The following is a 16,734-nucleotide window of genomic DNA, read 5'->3' on the forward strand; positions in this document are numbered from 1 at the left end:
CCCCGGTACGCCGGGCTGCCCGAACGCCGGTCGCGTGATCCTGCGCGACCGTACCGCGGAAAGGCGATAGACCATGGAATTCCTCGTCAACATCAAGATCGAGTGGCCCGCCGACGGCGACCCCGAGCGGTGGGCGCGCATCGTGGCGGAGGAGCGCGCGATGGCCGCGCGGCTCGCCGAGGCCGGGCATCTCGTCCGCATCTGGCGGGTCCCCGGCCGGCGGGAGAACTGGGGGGTGTGGCGGGCCTCGTCGGCGAGCGAGCTGCACGAGATCCTCAGCGGCCTGCCCGTCTGGCCGTGGATGGACCTGACCGTCCACCCCCTGGCGTGGCATCCGGCCGACCCCGACCCGCACGACCCGCGCCCGGAAAGCCCGATCGGCCTTGGGCCGGCGGGTTGAGCCGCCCGGTGCGGTGAACGGCATGCGGCTCACGCGACGCGGGCGGCGGGCCCACGCCCTCCTGGTCCTCGGGCTCGCCGGCGTCCTGGCGGCGTCCGGCTGCGGGACGGGCGGCCCCTTTGGAGGAGCGCCGGCACGCTGACGCCATGTTCGACCCGCTCGTCCGCGAGGACCTCACCCGCGGGTCCCGCGGCCGGGCGCCGGCGCTCAGCCCGCCCTGGCCGGCTTCTGGACGATCTCCAAGGACGGCCGGTCCTACACCTTCACGCTCCGCGAGAACGTGCGGTTCTCCGACGGGACCCCGCTGGACGCCGCGGCGCTGAAGCTCAACTTCGACCGGATCATGGACAAGGCGTCGCCGCTGTACGACAAGACGGCCGGCGGCAACATGATCACCCGCAACCCGCTTTCACTTTCCCACGGAGGATCGGCGCTGCCGGCCCGCCCGGAGGGTCCCGCGGGACGCCCGACTGACGTATCGGCCGAGATGCGGCGTGAACGTGCCGAGCGAGAAGGTGATCCCCCACAACGGGTCCGTGACCGGCGGCGACGATCCCGTGATCGTTTAAGGAGCGGTGGTCGGGCGATGAGTTTCGGGGGGTGGGGGGTGTCTGCATTGGTAGACGTATCCCGAGTGAGAGGAGCACGACGATGCGGATCACCTTGACGACGTTTCTGACGTTGGACGGGGTCATGCAGGGGCCGGGGACGCCGACGGAGGACACCAGTGGCGGGTTCGAGCACGGGGGCTGGCAGTTCCCCTACGCCGACGAGGAACTGGGCACCCGCACCGCCGCGTGGTTCGACGAGGCCGACGGGTTCCTGCTGGGCCGGAGGACCTATGAGATCTTCGCGGCCTACTGGCCCGCCGTCACCGACGAGGGCAACGTGATCGCGGCACGGCTCAACGCCCTTCCCAAGTACGTCGTCTCCACGACGCTGGACAGGGTCGAGTGGAACAACTCAACGCTGATCAAGTCCGATGTCCCGCGGAAGGTGGCCGAGCTCAAGGGCCGGCCCGGGCGGGAGCTCCAGATCCATGGCAGCGGCGTGCTCGCACGGTCGCTGCTGGACCACGGACTGGTCGACGAGCTCCGCCTGTGGAACTACCCCGTCGTCCTGGGCGGCGGCAAGCGGCTGTTCGAGCCGGGGCGGGTGCCGACGGCGCTGCGCCTGATCGAGTCCAGGACGACCGGCAGCGGCTGCGTCCTCAGCGTCTACGAGCCCGCGGGGAAGCCGGCGTACGGCGACTTCACGGGATAGGGCACGGCGGGAGCGTGGTCGGCACATTTCCCCGTCGGGATGGTCAGTGGCGACCTACCGTCAGGAAACAGAAAGTCGCCGCCGAACTACCTAAAGTGAGCACGGTCGTGATCGCGCACGCTCCCGAGGAGATCATTTGACCGGCTGGCGAATAATACTGGCGGCCACGGCCGCGGCGACCGGGCTCTGCGTCGTCGGCACCGGCCCGCCGAGCGCGGAGGCGCGGGCGAAGGCCGTCGAGGTCACCCGCTTCCTGGGCGAGCAGCGCGTGCCGCACAAGACGCCGCTCGACGGGACGACCGTCGGGGGCCTGTCCGGCTTCGACCGCGACCCCCGCACCGGCACCTGGTACTTCGTCTCCGACGACCGGTGGCGCTACAACCCGGCCCGGTTCTACACCGGGAGCCTGGAGATCGACCGCGTCACCGGCGCGTTCACCGGCGTGCGCCTGACCGGGGTCACCACCCTGCGGCGCCAGGACGGGACCCCCTACCCGCCCTACGGGCAGCCGGAGTCGGCCGACCCCGAGACGATCCGCTTCGACCCGCGGAGCCGCCGGCTGCTCTGGGGCAACGAAGGCGACCGGCCTGCGGAGGGCTCGGACATTCCGGTGTCCGACCAGTTCATCGGCTGGACCGATGGGGAGGGCCGGGACCACGGCCGGCTGCGGAAACCCGGCAACCTGGACCTGACCGACACCGACCGCGGGCCGCGCCGCAACTTCGGCTTCGAGGCGCTGGCGGTCACGCCGCACACCATCGCCGCCGCGATCGAAGGGCCCCGGTACGAGGACGGCGAGCCGCCCACCGTGCGGCGCGGCGCGCCGGCGCGCATCACGACGTGGAACCGCGCCGGGACCGTCCGCGGCCAGTACGCCTACGCCATCGACCCGCTGCCCACCGCGCCGGACCCGCCGGACGGCCACACCGACACCGGGATCTCCGAGATCCTCGCCATCGACGACCACCGGTACCTGGCCCTGGAGCGCTCCTGGCTCGAAGGCGTCGGCTACAAGGTCAAGCTGTACGAGTTCGACCTGCGCGGCGCCACCAACGTGCTGTCCCGGCCCGGTCTCACGGACGGCCGGCCCTACCGTCCGGTCGCCAAGCGCCTGGTCCTGGACCTCAGCACGGTCCGGCCGCCGGTGCAGAATCTCGAGGGCCTCGCCTGGGGGCCGCGGCTGGCCACCGGGGAGTGCACGCTGGTCGTCGGCTCCGACGACAACTTCGACTCCGGCGAAGTGACGCAGTTCCTGGCGTTCGCCACCCGTGGCTGCTGACCTGGGGGTTCAGGCGATCAGGGCGGCGGCGCCGCCGGTGACGAGGCCGACGGCGGGGATCAGGGGGCTGCCCTTGGCCGCGGCGACGAGGTGGAAGCGCAGGTCGCGGTACTCCGCCATGCCTTCGGTGCCGGGCAGGACCAGGACGCGGGGACGCAGGCCGGCGAAGACGATCCAGTCGAGCACGACCAGGTCGAAGACGCTCAGGGTGGCGAAGATCAGGGCGGCGCACAGTGCCGCCGAGACGAAGCCGAGCCCGCCGTCCAGCGCCCCGTCGAGCGTGATCATCGCGATCGTCATCAGGGGCAGGCCGCAGACCCCCCAGACGAAGACGCCGAAGGCCACCGCGACCCGCCGGCCGCGCGCGCTCTTGGGTCTGCCGTAGCGCTCCTGGAGCGCGGGCGGATAGTCGTTCAGCAGGAAGTCGGTGCTGACGGCCGCCCCGGCGAGCACCGCCGCGCTGAACAGGACGCTGAGCACCAGCCCGTATCCGAGGCCGTATCCGACGATCGTCGACCACTCCATGCCCCACCCCTTCGACATCAGTTCGGTAAGGCTTACCTAAGTTGGGATGGAGCTTAAAGTCAACAGGGTGTGAAGTTCAAGGCCCGCTAGGATGATCCGGTGCCCGGACGAGACACCGAGCCGTCCCCCGGGGGCGAGAGCGGCGCCACGAGCCGGAGGCGGCCCGAGTTCCGCAAGGGGCGCCCCACCCTCACCAGGGAGCGGATCGCGCGGGCGGCCCTGGCCATCCTCGGCGACACGGGTCCGTCCGACCTGACCATGCGCGCCGTCGCCGCCCGCATGGAGGTCTCGCCGCGCGCCCTGTACAACTACGTGACCGACCGCCGGGACCTGCTCCGCGAGATCGTGGAGGTCTGCCTGCGCGACCGTCCCGCGCCCCGGCTGGACCCCGCGCACTGGCAGGACGGCCTCCGCGCCTACTGCCGGGATCTCCGGTCCTGGTACCGGACCCATCCCGGGATGCTGGCCCTGGCGCGGGCCGAGGACCTGACGCCGTTCGCCTCGGCGGAGTCGCTGCGGGCCGACGACGCGCTGGTGGGCCTCTTCCTCGACGTGGGGCTTTCTCCCCAGGACGCCTACCGGGCCTGGTCCATCACCGTGCTCCAGGTGGCCGGGTTCGCCGAGATCTGGGACGCCTGGCACGACCGGCCGCCGCCCGGCTCGGATCCCCCGGCCTGGGCGGGGGTGCCGCCGAACTCGGCGGGCGCGGGCCTGACGCAGCTGGACCGCATCGCGACGGAGATCGTCCCCGAGCCCCCGGACGCCCTCTTCGAATCGGTCCTGACCATGCTGATCGCGGGCATCGAGGCCATGCTGTGACCGCGGGAAGGCGGTGGCCGCCGGGGTTCCCCGGCGGCCACGGAGCGGTCACTCGTTCAGCGCTGGGCGCTGGGCGATCTCTGGACGCCGGCCGAATCGCCGAGGCCGAGGGAATCGCCCCCGCCGGCCCTGATCCGCCTCGGCCGGTCGACCATGAGCGCGATGACGGCGGAAAGCGCCAGCAGCAGCGCGATCAGCAGGATGCCGCCCTTGTCGTTCCCGGTGGCGTCCCGCAGCCACCCGGTGAGATAGGGCCCGAAGAATCCGGCGGAGATGCCGACCGTGTTCACCAGCGCGATGGCCGTCGCGGCGCTCACTCCCGAGTACATCCGCGTCGCCATGATCAGGACGGTGGTGGCGCCGCCCGCGGTCCCGATCGACAGCAGGCAGATGAAGAGGATGAGCACGAGGGGGTCCGACGCGAACGTCGCGGCCACGCCGCCGACCAGGCCGATGACCGCGGTCGCGGCGACGAGGAGCCCGAGCCGCCCCTTCTTGTCGGCCCGCCGGCCGAGCCACAGCTGCGCCGCGCCGCCGAAGCAGAAGGGCACCGACGTCAGCAGCGCCACCTGGGCCGACGAATACCGGACGCCGAACTGCTCCTCGAATCCTGACACGATCGTCGGCAGGAAGAACGTCAAGGCGTAGGCGCCGTAGACGAAGGTGAAATAGCAGAGCCCGAGAAGCCACGGCAGTGAACTCTTGAACACCCCCAGAATGCCGCCGCCCTCGGCGGGCGTCGCGTCGGACCGGTCGGCTTCAAGGCGTGTGCGGATGCGGGCCTTCTCGTCCGCCGACAGCCATTTCGCCTTGTCGGGACGGTCGTCGAGGTAGAACCAGGCGATCACCCCCAGGATCACCGCCACGACGCCCGTCGACACGTACAGGAATCTCCATCCGACCAGTCCGAGGGGCCGGCTGCCGTCGCCGAACGAGATGAGCCACAGGGACAGCGGCGCGCCCACGACCGTGGCGACGAGGGTGGAGAAGAAGAACCGGCTGACCGCGCGTCCCCGGTAGGAGTGCGAGAACCACAAGGTCAGGTAGAGCATGACCCCCGGCGCGAAGCCCGCCTCGGCGACGCCGAGCAGGAAGCGGAGCGCGTAGAGCACGGGGGCGTTCGGGCTGAAGGCCGTGAGCGTCTGGACGATGCCCCAGGTGGTGATGATGCGGGCCAGCCACGCGCGCCCGCCGAAGCGGTGCATCGCGATGTTGCTCGGCACCTCGACCAGGATGTAGCCGGCGAAGAAGATCCCGGCGGCGAAGCCGAAGGCCGTCGCCGTCAGCCCGAGCTCTTCGTTCATCCCGTTCGGACCGGCGTAGGAGATGGCGATCCGATCGATGAACGCGACGAACATGAGCAGGGACAGGAAGGGAAGGAGGCGGAGGGAGATCTTGCGGTCGATCTGGGCGTCGACCGCGCCGAGTGCGTCCTTGTGAGTCAACCGACTCTCCTTTGTCCTGGCCGGGCGGAACCTGGCGGTCACCGCCTGACGAGACCGGAGCCATGGGGGGTGGGGGAACGCGACGGGACGGACGCCACATCCATCGGGAATCCGCCTTGCGGAGCGATTCAATAACTAAGTGAACGCTCCCTTGCTTGCGTTGGGATAGTAACCCCCGCCCGTGACCTGGGCAAGCGTGGGCGGGACATGACGTTCGCGGTGAGTTTTCCGGGAACCGCCTGTCAGAGGGAAGGCGTCAGCCCGGCAGGCGCGGCGGCGCGATCATCATCTGCCGCCGCTCGTTCTCGCGGCGGGCTGCGGGGGCGATTCGCCGAAGCCCGGCACGGCCAGTCCCCCGTTCAGGTTCCGGAAGCGCAAGGTCGGCCGCCGCTCCGGGCGTCCGCGAGCGTGCTGGACGCGCTCGCGATCACGTCGCCGGCCTCGCGTAGAACCCGAGCTCGCGCGGCGCACCGTCGTGCTGGGCTCCAGGTCCGCGTCTGAGGCCCGCATGGTCGCCTGCGCCGAGGCCGCGGCCAGTGCCGCGATCGCGCCGCCGTGCAGCGCCCCGGACCTCGTGTGCGGTTCGGCGACCCGCATGACGAGGTCCCCGCCGCGGCGTCGCACGCCGAGATCACGGAGGAAGGGGCTGCCGGCCGCCACGGGCCGCGGGGTTGTCGGGGGCGGCGTCTAGCATCGGCCCATGACCACCTTGTCCCAGCTGCGCAAGGCCGCGCTCGCCCTTCCGGAGGTCGAGGAGGGCACGCACTTCGGCATGGTCGCGTTCTCGGTGCGCGGCAAGGGGTTCGTCTCGGTGTCGAAGGACGGCCAGGCACAGCTCCACCTGCCGGAGTCCGAGGTCGAGGCCGCCGAGGCCGCGCATCCGAGCGGGGAGCGGCTGGTCAGGATGGGCAAGCTCATCGGCTTCCGGGTCCCGCTGGACGACGTCAACGGCAAGGACCTCAACGCCCTGGTCCGGGCGGCCTGGTACTGCCGCGCCCCCAAGCGGCTGGCGGCCTCCCTCGCGGCCGCCGACCGGGGGGCCGGGACGGCCGGCTCCGACCTGCCGGCCGGCATCGGCAGGCCGGCGACGCAGGCCCTGCTCGGGGCCGGGCTGAGCACGCTCGCGCAGGTCGCCGCCCGCTCGGAGGACGAACTGCTCGCCCTGCACGGGGTCGGCCCCAAGGCGGTGCGCATCCTGTCGGAGGCGCTGGCCGCCGAGGGCCTGGCGCTGCGCTGACCGCCTCGGCGCTCCCCGGGAACACGTCCGGGCCGGCCCGCACGCGGACCGGCCCGGACGCCCGGATCAGAGCTCGAACCGGTCGGCGTTCGTCACCTTGGTCCACGCCGCCACGAAGTCGCGCACGAACTTCTCCCGCGCGTCATCGCTCGCGTAGACCTCCGCGACCGCCCGCAGCTCGGAGTTCGAGCCGAAGACCAGGTCGGCGCGGCTGCCCGTCCACTTGACCGCGCCCGTGGCGTCGTCGACACCCTCGAAGGTCTCGGCCTCCTCGGACGTCGGGCGCCACGTGGTGCCCAGGTCGAGCAGGTTCACGAAGAAGTCGTTGGTCAGCGTCTCGGGCTTGTCGGTGAGGACGCCGAGCGACGACTGCTGGTAGTTCGCGCCCAGCACCCGCAGGCCGCCGACGAGGACGGTCAGCTCGGGCGCGCTCAGGGTGAGCAGGTTCGCCTTGTCGATCAGGAGGAACTCGGCCGGCAGCCGGTCGCCCTTCCCGACGTAGTTGCGGAACCCGTCCACCTGCGGCTCGAGCGCGGCGAAGGACTCGACGTCGGTCTGCTCCTGCGTCGCGTCCGTACGGCCCGGGGTGAAGGGGACCTCGACGTCGAAGCCGGCGGCCTTGGCCGCCTTCTCGATGCCGGCGGCCCCGGCCAGCACCACCACGTCGGCGAACGAGACCTTCGTGCCGCCGGTCTGGGCGGCGTTGAAGGACTCCTGGATCCCCTCCAGGGTGCGCAGCACCGGCGCCAGCTTCTCCGGCTCGTTGACCTCCCAGTCGTTCTGCGGCGCGAGGCGGATGCGGCCGCCGTTGGCGCCGCCCCGCTTGTCGCTGCCGCGGAAGGTCGAGGCCGCCGCCCACGCGGTGGAGACCAGCTGGGAGACCGACAGCCCCGAGTCGAGGATCTTCGCCTTGAGGGCGGCGACGTCCTCGGCGCCGACGAGCTCGTGGTCCACGGCCGGCACGGGGTCCTGCCACAGCAGCACCTCGGACGGCACCTCGGGCCCGAGGTAGCGGACGATCGGGCCCATGTCACGGTGGGTCAGCTTGTACCACGCGCGGGCGAAGGCGTCCGCGAACGCGTCGGGGTTCTCCAGGAAGCGCCGCGAGATCTGCTCGTAGACCGGGTCGAACCGGAGCGAGAGGTCGGTCGTGAGCATCGTCGGCTGGTGCTTCTTCGACGGGTCGTAGGCGTCCGGGACGGTGCCGGCGCCGGCGCCGTCCTTCGGCCGCCACTGGTTCGCCCCGGCCGGGCTCTGGAACAGCTCCCACTCGTAGGCGAACAGGGTCTCGAAGAAGCTGTTGTCCCACGCGGTCGGGGTGGGCGTCCAGGTGACCTCGAGACCGCTGGTGATCGTGTCCGCGCCCTTGCCGGTGCCGTGGGCGTTCTTCCAGCCCAGGCCCTGGGCCTCGATCGGGGCGCCCTCGGGCTCGGGCCCGACGTTGCTGTCGGGGGCCGCGCCGTGCGTCTTGCCGAAGGTGTGGCCGCCGGCGATCAGCGCGACGGTCTCCTCGTCGTTCATCGCCATGCGGCGGAACGTCTCGCGGATGTCGCGGGCCGCGGCGACCGGGTCGGGGTTGCCGTTCGGGCCCTCCGGGTTGACGTAGATGAGACCCATCTGGACGGCGCCCAGCGGGTTCTCGAGCTCACGGTCGCCGGAGTAGCGCTGGTCGTCGAGCCAGACGGTCTCGGGGCCCCAGTAGACGTCCTCCTCGGGCTCCCAGACGTCCGCGCGGCCGCCGGCGAAGCCGAAGGTCTTGAAGCCCATCGACTCCAGCGCGACGTTGCCGGCCAGGACCATCAGGTCGGCCCAGGACAGGTTCTGGCCGTACTTCTTCTTGACCGGCCACAGCAGGCGGCGGGCCTTGTCGAGGTTCCCGTTGTCCGGCCAGCTGTTGAGGGGCGCGAAGCGCTGCTGGCCCGCCCCGGCGCCGCCGCGGCCGTCGCTGATGCGGTAGGTGCCCGCGCTGTGCCAGGCCATCCGGATCATCAGCGGGCCGTAGTTGCCGAAGTCCGCCGGCCACCAGTCCTGCGAGGTCGTGAGGATCTCGGCGATGTCCCGCTTCACGGCGGGCAGGTCGAGGTTCTTGAACGCCTCGGCGTAGTCGAACTCCCCGCCGAGCGGGTCGGCCACGGCGGGGTTCTTGGCAAGGATCTTCAGGTTGAGCCGGTTCGGCCACCAGCCTCGGTTGCCGCCGCCCTGGGTGGGGTGCGGTGCCCGTCCGTGGACGACCGGGCACCCGCCCCCGCTCTCCGTGGCCTCGGCGGGAGTCGGAGTAATGACTTCGTTGTTCTCGGACATGTGGTTCCTTCCAGGGCGGGGATGAACTCAGGAACTCTGGGGGGCGGAGCAACCGGGGCACAGGCCCCAGTAGATGACCTCGGCCTCGTCGATCGAGAAGCCGTGGTCGTCGGACGCGGTCAGGCAGGGCGCCTCGCCGACGGCGCAGTCGACGTCGTCGATGGCCCCGCACGACCGGCATACGACGTGGTGATGGTTGTCCCCGGTCCGTGACTCGTAGCGGGCCACGGAGCCGTGCGGCTGGATGCGCCGTACCAGACCGGCCGCCGTCAGCGCGTGCAGCGAGTCGTAGACGGTCTGGTGGGACACCTTCGGGAGCTCCCTCCGCACGGCACCGATGATCGAATCGGTGTCGGCGTGGGGATGCTCGTGCACCGCGCTCAGCACCGCCACCCGAGGACGGGTAACGCGCAGCGCGGCGCGTCGCAGCATCTGCTGGAAGTCCAAGGGCGCGGTCACGGGACACAGGTTAGTCATTTTCTGGAATCAGTCAAGAATCCGATTTCCAGAACATGCCAGGACGTCCCGGAGCAGGGCATACGAAACGAAGCACCAGGTCAGAGCGGTTATCGGACGCGGCGGCACGGCGGAGCCCAGCGCGGGCCGTCAGGAGATCCCGGGCGCGAGTGCCGTCCCGGCTCGGTCGTACCCTCGTCTGGTGAGACCCAACCGTGCCGCGGGGCGGATGTGGCCGCTGTACGCGGCCGGGTTCACCACCGCGTTCGGCGCCCACGGAATCGCCGCCAACCTGGGCGGTTTCTCCGCGGACGCGGTCACCTCCCTGCTGGTGCTCGGCGGCCTGCTCGCCCTGTACGACGGGGCCGAGGTGCTGCTCAAGCCGGTCTTCGGCACCCTCGCGGACAGGGTCGGCGCCCGGCCCGTCATGATCGGCGGGCTGGTCGCGTTCGCCGCCGCCTCCGCCGTCTACGTCGTCGCGGACGCCCCCGGCTGGCTGTGGGCGGCCCGCCTGGGCCAGGGGGCCGCCGCGTCCGCGTTCTCGCCGGCGGCGTCCGCCCTGGTCGCGCGGCTCAATCCGGCGGCCGGTCACGGCCGGGCGTTCGGCTCGTACGGGTTCTGGAAGTCCATCGGCTACACCCTGGGCCCGCTGCTCGGCGGCGTGCTGGTGTGGGCGGGCGGACTGCGGCTGCTGTTCGCCGTACTCGCCGTGCTCGGCGCCGGGGTCGCGGTGTGGGCGGCGCTGGCCGTGCCCGCCGTCCCGCCGCTGCCCAAGGCGCGGCAGACGGTCGTCGACCTGGCCCGCCGGCTGGCCGACCCCGCCTTCCTGGCGCCCACCGCGGCGCTGGCCGCGGCGACCGCCGCCCTGTCGGTCGGGGTGGGCTTCCTGCCGGTGTCCGGCAGGGCGGCCGGGCTGGGCACCATCGCCACCGGCGCCGCCGTCTCCGCCCTCGCCGCCTGCGCCGCGCTCGTCCAGCCGCGGGCCGGGCGGGCGCTGGACACCGGACGGCTCACCGCCCGCGGCGGCGTCACCGGCGGGCTCCTGCTCACCGCCGCCGGGCTGGGCTGCGCCACGCTCCCCGGCCTGGCCGGAATCCTGTCCGCGGCGGTGCTGATCGGCGCCGGCACCGGCCTGATCACCCCGCTGGGCTTCGCCGCCCTGGCGGCCGCCACCCCCGCCGAACGGCTGGGCCAGACCATGGGCGCCGCCGAACTCGGCCGCGAACTCGGCGACGCCGGCGGCCCGCTCCTGGTCGCCGCCGTCGCCACGCAGGCCGGGCTCGGCCACGGGTACGCCGCGCTCGGCGTCCTGGTCGCCGCCGGGCCCCTCCTCGTCCTCGCCAGGCGCCGCCTGGGCGCCTCCCAGCGCGACACCGCCTGACCACCGCTAGGCGTCCTTCACGGGGGCCAGGAAGATCTCCAGGACGTGGTCGTGCGGGTCGGGGACGGCCGTGCCCGAGGGGGCGGGCACGAGGTAGCCGCCCGCCCACGCGCGCAGCATCAGCAGCGCCCGCAGCCGCGCCTCCCCGGCGTCGAACCCGAGGTCCTCCAGGCAGCCGGTGATGTGGCCGAGCAGCGCCCGGTCGGCGTGCCGCACCGCCTCCTCGGCGGCGGGGTCGTGCTGGGCCCAGAGCCGCATGGCCCGGTCGATCGGCGCGATCTCGCGGCCGAGCGCCTGGATGCGGCGGAGCCGCTCGCGCGGGTCGGCGGTGCTGCCGAGGGCCAGTCCCAGCACCTCGTCGGTGCGCTCGTGCGCCCAGCGGTCGAGCAGCGCCCGCAGCAGTTCGGACCGGTCCTTGAAGTGCCAGTAGAAGCTGCCCTTGGTGACGCCCAGCCGGGCGGCGAGCGCGTTGATGCCCACGCCGCGCTCGCCGCCCCGGGCCAGCTCCTGGTAGGCGGCCTCGATCCAGTCCCGCCTGGCCACCTTGGTACGGGCCGTCATCGCTCCCCCGCTCACGTCCCGGCGCGCGGGCGCCGTCACACGAGGGTCATCGGGCCGGGGTCCATCCCCAGCTCGACCCTGCCGTAGAGGGCGTAGGCCGCGTCCTGGTCGAACACCACATGCGTGGAGATCGTATTCATATCGCGCTGCGCCCGCTGGAACGGCGAGTCCGCGAACTGCGCGCTCGCGCCGGCCGCCGCGCACAGCTCGTTCACGACCCGGCGGGCGGTCCCGGCCACGTGGGCGGCCACCAGCCGGGCGCGGGCCCGCCGCGGGATCGAGCGGATCCCGTCGCCGTCCGCCCCCTCAGGATCGGTCAGGTCGCGCACGGCCTCCTCCAGCAGCAGCCGGGCGGCGGCCAGGTCCGCGGTCGCCGACGCCACCCGGATCTGGCCGCTCATCTGGTCGCGCTGCCGCTCACCGGTGTACGCCATCACCCGCCCCCGCATCCGCTCGGTGAACCGCGCCAGCACGCCCTCGGCCACGCCGAGCACGGGTGCCGCGCCGGTCAGCGCGAACACCGGCACCAGCGGGGTCCGGTACAGCGCCCCCGGGTGGACGAGCGATCCGGGCGCGCGCCCCTCGGCCAGCTCGGCCAGCGGCACGGAGCGGTGCCCGGGCACGAAGGCGCCCGCGACCTCGATGTCGTTGCTGCCGGTGCCCCGCATCCCGCTGGTGTGCCAGACGTCGTGGACGGTCACGTCCTCGCGCGGCAGCAGGAACAGCCTCGGCTCGATCCCGTCCCCGGCGGTGACCAGGGCCATCACCAGCACGTGCCCGGCGTGCACGACCCCGCTCCCCCACGACCAGCGCCCGGTGACGCGGTGGCCGCCGTCGACCGGCTCCGCGGTGCCGCTGGGCGCCAGGGTGCAGGGGATCAGGGCGTACGGGCGCTCGGCCCACACCTCGGCCTGCGCCTCCTCGGGGAACAGCGCGACCATCCAGTTGTGCAGGGTGTAGATGACCGAGAGCCATCCCGTCGAGGCGCATCCCGCGCCGGCCTCGCGGCACGCCGCCGCCATCGCGTCGAAGCCGAGTTCGGAACCGCCGAACCGTTCCGGCACCAGCATGCCGAACAGGCCGGTCGCGGCCAGGTCCGCGATGGTCTCGTCGGGCAGGCGCCGCGCGTCCTCGGCGGCACGGGCGCGTTCGGTCAGCGTCGGCGCGAGGTCACGGACGCGGCGGACGATCTCGTCTCCATACTCCATGGCATGGAGACCATACCCCTAGGTATGGAATCTGTACACGGCGGTCCGGCGGGGGCGTTCAGCCGATCCGGGCGCCGGACGGCACGTGCGGCGCCTCGACGCTGAACACCGCCACGTAGTGCTCGGCCGTCCCGCACCGTGCCGCGCCACCGCCGCCGCCGTCGCCGCCGACCGGCTCGGCCGCGAGCCGCTCCTCGTCGATCATCATGAGGGCGGTCTTCGCTCGGCAGCCGGAGACGACGAAGGCGAACCGCCGCCCGCCGTCCTGGCGGGCCGCCAGGCGGCCGAGCCGGGCGGCCGTGGCTCCGGGAAGCGAGGTGAGGAACCCTTCCAGCTGATCGGGCTGGCTCACCTCGGCCGCCCGCAGAGAGCCGGAGGCAGGCGGCGGCCCCGTGAGCCGCTCGAACGCCAGCAGCGTCCCCGGGCTCACCGGGTCGGGGCTGCCCGTACGCGAGCCGCCCAGCATGAGCCCGTCCGCCGGTGCCCTGGCCTTGTCGACGGCGAACATGGCCAGGTTGTCGTAGGGCGCCTCGCACTCGTCGTGCTCGGTGACACCGGTGAGGTCCATGCTGAGCCGTCGCGTGCCGTCACTGGTCAGGCGCGCGCCGCGGGCGGAGTCGCAGCCGCCGGTGTAGGAGAACAGCACCACCGCCTCCCGGCCGAAGTCGCGTCCCGCGGCGAGCTTCTCGACATCGTCGGCGTCCGGCGCGCCCCGCCCGCCCCCCGTTTCGGCGAACCAGCCGCGCACCGCCCGCGCGTCGGTGCGGCTGCGCAGCACCGTGGACACGTCGGGCAGGCCGTGCCCCTGGTGGAAGGTCAGCAGCTCGGCCTTCACCGTACTGGCCACCGGGAGGACGCGCGGGCCGTTCTCCGGCCACAGGGCCGCCACCACAAGGCCGGCCACCGCGAGCACGGCGACGACACCCACAGCGATGACTCTTCTGCCGCCCATGCCGCATTCGACGGTGCGGTTCCGGCCCCGGTTCCGCACGCGGGAACGACCTAGCTTGGACGCCATGCTGAACATCACCGCGGCGGAGACCGCGCGGGCGCTGCCGTTCGAGGTGCTGGTCCCGGCACTGCGCGAGGGCTTCGCGCGGGGCGCGCACACCCCGGCCCGGCACCACCACACCATCGACGAGGCGGCGGACGCGACCCTGCTGCTCATGCCGTCCTGGACCGACGGCGAGTACCTCGGGGTCAAGCTGGTCAACGTCTTCCCCGCCAACAGCGCGGCCGGGCTCCCCGCGCTGTCCTCGGCGTACGTGCTGGCCGACGCCGCCACCGGAAGGCATCTCGCGGTGATCGACGGCAACGAGCTGACCCGCCGCCGGACCGTGGCGACCTCCGCGCTGGCCGCCTCCTACCTCGCCCGCCCTGACAGCCGGACCCTGCTGGTCGTGGGCGCCGGGCACATCGGCGGGCTCGCGGCGGACGCGTTCCGCAGCGTCCTGGACGGCCTGCGGACCGTGCTCGTCCACTCCCGGACGCCCGCGCACGCCGAGCGCCTGGCGGGCCGCCTGCGCGCCGGGGGCGTGGACGCGCGGGCGGTGACCGGCCTGGCGGAGGCCGCGGCGGAGGCCGACGTCATCACGTGCGCCACGCTGGCGGCCGAGCCGATCGTCCGGGGCGCGTGGCTGGCCCCCGGCACCCATCTCGACCTGGTCGGCGGCTTCCGGCCGGGCATGCGCGAGTCGGACGACGAGTGCGTGCGCCGCGGCCTGGTCTACATCGACACCCCGGTCGCGCTGGAGGAGTCCGGGGACCTCACCCGGCCGATCGCGGCCGGGGTCCTGGCGCGGGACGACATCGCCGGCACGCTGCCGCAACTGTGCCGCGGGGAGGTCCCGGGCCGTCCCGACGCGGACCGGATCACGGTGTTCAAGGCCGTCGGCAGCGGGCTCGCCGACCTGGCCGCCGCGGCGGTCGTCCACCGCGCCGCGTCCCGCCGGACGGAGCACGGCGCCCCGTAGCCCGCTTCGCCGCCTTCCCGGGGCGGCCACCCTCGGTCGAATCCTTGCAAGGATTGAATCCTTGCAAGGATTAGTGATACCAAGTTGTCGTGAGCAGCACCGACGCCGCCGGCCCACAGCCGCGCGCGGACCGGAGACCCCGGGACGCGGCGTCCGGCCGGAGGTCGGCGGGCCGCGCGGCGCCCTCCTACGGCCCGCGCACCGCTCCGCCTGCGAAGTCTTCTCATCACGGCGGCACATTCCACCTCAACGACGAAACTGCCGGGAGTCCGTCACCATGTCGCAGCAAGGGACGCGCTATACCAGCGCCGCATCGATCGGTCTCGCCGCGGGCTGGAGCCTGGAACGGCTCTCCCCGCCGAGCCGGCTGTTCGGCGCGAACGGTCTCCGCACCGGGCCGGACGGCCGCATCTACGTGGCGCAGGTGGCCGGCAGCCAGATCAGCGCGCTCGACGTGGACACCGGCGAGCTGGAGACCGTGAGCGCGCAGGGCGGCGACATCGTCGCGCCCGACGACGTGGCCTTCGACGCCGACGGCGACCTCTACGCCACCGAGTACTACGACGGGCGGGTGAGCGTGCGCGGGGCCGACGGGCGCACGCGGGTGCTGCGCGACGACCTGCCCGGCGCCAACGGCATCACCTTCCACCAGGGCCGGCTGTTCATCGACGAGTGCCGGATCGGGGGCCGCCTGCTGGAGCTCGACCTCAACGGCGGCGCGCCCAAGGTGCTGCTGGAGAACCTGCCGATGCCCAACGCCATGGAGGTCGGCCCGGACGGGAAGCTGTACTACCCGGTGCTGGGCAGCAACGACATCTGGCGGATCGACCCCGACGGCGGCGAGCCCGAGCGCGTGGTGGGCGACCTGGGGGTCCCGGACGCGGTGAAGTTCGACTCCGAGGGCTACATCGTCTCCACCCAGGTGGGCACCGGCGAGGTCCTGCGGATCGACCCCCGCAGCGGCGAGCGCACCGTCCTGGCCACCATCGCCCCCGGCCTGGACAACCTGACGTTCGTGGGGAACCGGCTGTTCGTCTCCGGCTTCACCGGGCAGATCACCGAGATCCTCGGCGGCGGCGAGACCCGGGCGGTGCTGCCGGGCGGCCTCACTTGGCCGCTGGACCTCACGGTGGGCGGCGACGGCACCCTCTACATCTCGGACGGCACGCACTTCTACGTCCTCGCGCCGGACGGCGGCCTGGAGATGCTCGGGATGCTGTTCAGCCCCGGCTGGCCCGGCTACATCCGCGGCGTGACCGCCGCCGGCGAGGGCGAGTTCGTCGTCACCACCTCCAACGGGCAGATCGCGCGGTGGCGGCCCGCGAGCGGCGAGCACGACGTCCTGGCCGGTGAGACCGAGCCGTTCGACCAGCTCTACGGCGTGGCGGTCGCGCCCGGCGGCGAGGTCGTGGCCGCCGAGCTCGGCACCGGCCGCGTGGTGTCGGTGCGCGGCGGCGACGTGGCCACCCTGGCCTCCGGCCTGGACCGGCCGATGGGCGTGGCGTTCGGCACGGACGGCACCTGCCTGGTCTCCGAGTCCGGCGCCGGACGCGTCGTCGCGGTCACCGGCTCGGGCGTGGACACGGTCGTGGACGGCCTCGAAACGCCCCAGGGCCTCCTGGTGCGCGGCGGCCGGCTCCTGGTCGTGGACGCGGGCGCCAAGACGCTGGTCGAGGTCGACCTGGGCAGCAAGGCCCGCACCACGATCGCCCGCGACCTGCCGGTGGGCGCCCCGCTCGGGGTGGAGCCCAAGCCCCTGAAGGGACTGCAGCCGTTCTCCGGGCCGCAGGGCCTCTTCGCGGGCATCGCCGCCGGACCGGACGGCACCCTCTACGTCTCCGCCGACGCCGAAGGCAGCGTCCTGGCACTCCGCAAGGAAGGTTGAG

At 73.0% G+C, this 16,734-nt stretch carries 16 protein-coding genes; 9 read left to right on the forward strand and 7 right to left on the reverse strand.

What is annotated here, in order from left to right:
* Window positions 1–73: 73 nt before the first annotated feature.
* From ACFPZN_RS30005 to ACFPZN_RS30020, 4 genes are all read left to right on the forward strand, one after another.
* Complete coding sequence (locus tag ACFPZN_RS30005; RefSeq protein WP_378285604.1) at window positions 74–400, forward strand: muconolactone Delta-isomerase; 327 nt, start codon at window positions 74–76, stop codon at window positions 398–400.
* Between the two features lie 217 nt (window positions 401–617).
* Window positions 618–1,067, forward strand: a complete 450-nt coding sequence (locus tag ACFPZN_RS30010; RefSeq protein WP_378285638.1) for an ABC transporter substrate-binding protein — start codon at window positions 618–620, stop codon at window positions 1,065–1,067.
* On the forward strand, window positions 1,052–1,663 hold the full coding sequence (locus tag ACFPZN_RS30015) for a dihydrofolate reductase family protein (RefSeq protein WP_378285605.1): 612 nt from the start codon (window positions 1,052–1,054) through the stop codon (window positions 1,661–1,663). The genes ACFPZN_RS30010 and ACFPZN_RS30015 overlap by 16 nt, the downstream gene beginning before the upstream one ends.
* A 136-nt stretch (window positions 1,664–1,799) precedes the next feature.
* Window positions 1,800–2,942: an esterase-like activity of phytase family protein gene (locus ACFPZN_RS30020; RefSeq protein WP_378285606.1), complete on the forward strand. Its 1,143-nt coding sequence runs from the start codon at window positions 1,800–1,802 to the stop codon at window positions 2,940–2,942.
* Window positions 2,943–2,951: 9 nt separating this feature from the next.
* Here ACFPZN_RS30020 and ACFPZN_RS30025 read toward each other — a convergent pair whose 3' ends face one another.
* A complete protein-coding gene (locus ACFPZN_RS30025) occupies window positions 2,952–3,467 on the reverse strand; it encodes a hypothetical protein (protein ID WP_378285607.1) in 516 nt (171 codons plus the stop codon).
* A gap of 99 nt (window positions 3,468–3,566) precedes the next feature.
* On the opposite strand from ACFPZN_RS30025, the gene ACFPZN_RS30030 reads away from it, so the two are divergent.
* Window positions 3,567–4,286: a TetR/AcrR family transcriptional regulator gene (locus ACFPZN_RS30030; protein ID WP_378285608.1), complete on the forward strand. Its 720-nt coding sequence runs from the start codon at window positions 3,567–3,569 to the stop codon at window positions 4,284–4,286.
* Between the two features lie 56 nt (window positions 4,287–4,342).
* On the opposite strand, the gene ACFPZN_RS30035 is transcribed toward ACFPZN_RS30030, so the two are convergent.
* Window positions 4,343–5,731 (reverse strand): MFS transporter, encoded by a 1,389-nt coding sequence (locus ACFPZN_RS30035; RefSeq protein ID WP_378285609.1) that lies wholly within the window; start codon window positions 5,729–5,731, stop codon window positions 4,343–4,345.
* A gap of 700 nt (window positions 5,732–6,431) precedes the next feature.
* On the opposite strand from ACFPZN_RS30035, the gene ACFPZN_RS30040 reads away from it, so the two are divergent.
* Entirely contained in the window at window positions 6,432–6,968 is a 537-nt protein-coding gene (locus ACFPZN_RS30040; protein ID WP_378285610.1) for an MmcQ/YjbR family DNA-binding protein, read from the forward strand.
* A gap of 66 nt (window positions 6,969–7,034) precedes the next feature.
* On the opposite strand, the gene katG is transcribed toward ACFPZN_RS30040, so the two are convergent.
* Window positions 7,035–9,269, reverse strand: a complete 2,235-nt coding sequence (gene katG / locus ACFPZN_RS30045) for a catalase/peroxidase HPI (protein WP_378285611.1) — start codon at window positions 9,267–9,269, stop codon at window positions 7,035–7,037.
* Window positions 9,270–9,296: 27 nt separating this feature from the next.
* The gene (locus ACFPZN_RS30050; RefSeq protein WP_378285639.1) at window positions 9,297–9,701 is read right to left on the reverse strand and encodes a Fur family transcriptional regulator; all 405 of its coding nucleotides are present in this window, start codon (window positions 9,699–9,701) and stop codon (window positions 9,297–9,299) included.
* A 226-nt stretch (window positions 9,702–9,927) separates the two neighbouring features.
* Between ACFPZN_RS30050 and ACFPZN_RS30055 the strand changes: the two genes are divergently transcribed.
* Complete coding sequence (locus ACFPZN_RS30055) at window positions 9,928–11,106, forward strand: MFS transporter (protein WP_378285612.1); 1,179 nt, start codon at window positions 9,928–9,930, stop codon at window positions 11,104–11,106.
* Window positions 11,107–11,112: 6 nt separating this feature from the next.
* Here the strand turns inward: ACFPZN_RS30055 and ACFPZN_RS30060 are convergent, their stop codons facing one another.
* From ACFPZN_RS30060 to ACFPZN_RS30070, 3 genes are read right to left on the reverse strand one after another with little or no spacing between them, the layout of a single operon-like run.
* Window positions 11,113–11,667 carry a TetR/AcrR family transcriptional regulator gene (locus tag ACFPZN_RS30060; protein ID WP_378285613.1) on the reverse strand — a complete coding sequence of 185 codons (555 nt, stop codon included), beginning with the start codon at window positions 11,665–11,667 and terminating at the stop codon, window positions 11,113–11,115.
* Window positions 11,668–11,702: 35 nt separating this feature from the next.
* On the reverse strand, window positions 11,703–12,875 hold the full coding sequence (locus ACFPZN_RS30065; protein ID WP_378285614.1) for an acyl-CoA dehydrogenase family protein: 1,173 nt from the start codon (window positions 12,873–12,875) through the stop codon (window positions 11,703–11,705).
* 58 nt (window positions 12,876–12,933) lie between these two features.
* Window positions 12,934–13,803, reverse strand: a complete 870-nt coding sequence (locus ACFPZN_RS30070) for a hypothetical protein (RefSeq protein WP_378285615.1) — start codon at window positions 13,801–13,803, stop codon at window positions 12,934–12,936.
* A gap of 88 nt (window positions 13,804–13,891) precedes the next feature.
* On the opposite strand from ACFPZN_RS30070, the gene lhpI reads away from it, so the two are divergent.
* Both lhpI and ACFPZN_RS30080 read left to right on the forward strand, forming a co-directional pair.
* The gene (lhpI, locus tag ACFPZN_RS30075; RefSeq protein ID WP_378285616.1) at window positions 13,892–14,848 is read left to right on the forward strand and encodes a bifunctional Delta(1)-pyrroline-2-carboxylate/Delta(1)-piperideine-2-carboxylate reductase; all 957 of its coding nucleotides are present in this window, start codon (window positions 13,892–13,894) and stop codon (window positions 14,846–14,848) included.
* Between the two features lie 277 nt (window positions 14,849–15,125).
* Window positions 15,126–16,733 (forward strand): SMP-30/gluconolactonase/LRE family protein, encoded by a 1,608-nt coding sequence (locus ACFPZN_RS30080; protein WP_378285617.1) that lies wholly within the window; start codon window positions 15,126–15,128, stop codon window positions 16,731–16,733.
* The last annotated feature ends 1 nt before the right edge of the window (window position 16,734 follow it).

Source organism: Actinomadura rugatobispora, from assembly GCF_042656285.1.
GTDB lineage: Bacteria > Actinomycetota > Actinomycetes > Streptosporangiales > Streptosporangiaceae > Spirillospora > Spirillospora rugatobispora.

What these genes read in the sequence shown, in the direction of transcription:
- ACFPZN_RS30080 (WP_378285617.1), top strand. Translation starts at nt 15,126, where the DNA reads ATGTCGCAGCAAGGGACGCGCTATACCAGCGCCGCATCGATCGGTCTC.
- ACFPZN_RS30040 (WP_378285610.1), top strand. Translation starts at nt 6,432, where the DNA reads ATGACCACCTTGTCCCAGCTGCGCAAGGCCGCGCTCGCCCTTCCGGAG.
- ACFPZN_RS30060 (WP_378285613.1), bottom strand. Translation starts at nt 11,667, where the DNA reads ATGACGGCCCGTACCAAGGTGGCCAGGCGGGACTGGATCGAGGCCGCC.
- ACFPZN_RS30065 (WP_378285614.1), bottom strand. Translation starts at nt 12,875, where the DNA reads ATGGAGTATGGAGACGAGATCGTCCGCCGCGTCCGTGACCTCGCGCCG.
- katG (WP_378285611.1), bottom strand. Translation starts at nt 9,269, where the DNA reads ATGTCCGAGAACAACGAAGTCATTACTCCGACTCCCGCCGAGGCCACG.
- ACFPZN_RS30025 (WP_378285607.1), bottom strand. Translation starts at nt 3,467, where the DNA reads ATGGAGTGGTCGACGATCGTCGGATACGGCCTCGGATACGGGCTGGTG.
- ACFPZN_RS30050 (WP_378285639.1), bottom strand. Translation starts at nt 9,701, where the DNA reads ATGCTGCGACGCGCCGCGCTGCGCGTTACCCGTCCTCGGGTGGCGGTG.
- ACFPZN_RS30015 (WP_378285605.1), top strand. Translation starts at nt 1,052, where the DNA reads ATGCGGATCACCTTGACGACGTTTCTGACGTTGGACGGGGTCATGCAG.
- ACFPZN_RS30005 (WP_378285604.1), top strand. Translation starts at nt 74, where the DNA reads ATGGAATTCCTCGTCAACATCAAGATCGAGTGGCCCGCCGACGGCGAC.
- lhpI (WP_378285616.1), top strand. Translation starts at nt 13,892, where the DNA reads ATGCTGAACATCACCGCGGCGGAGACCGCGCGGGCGCTGCCGTTCGAG.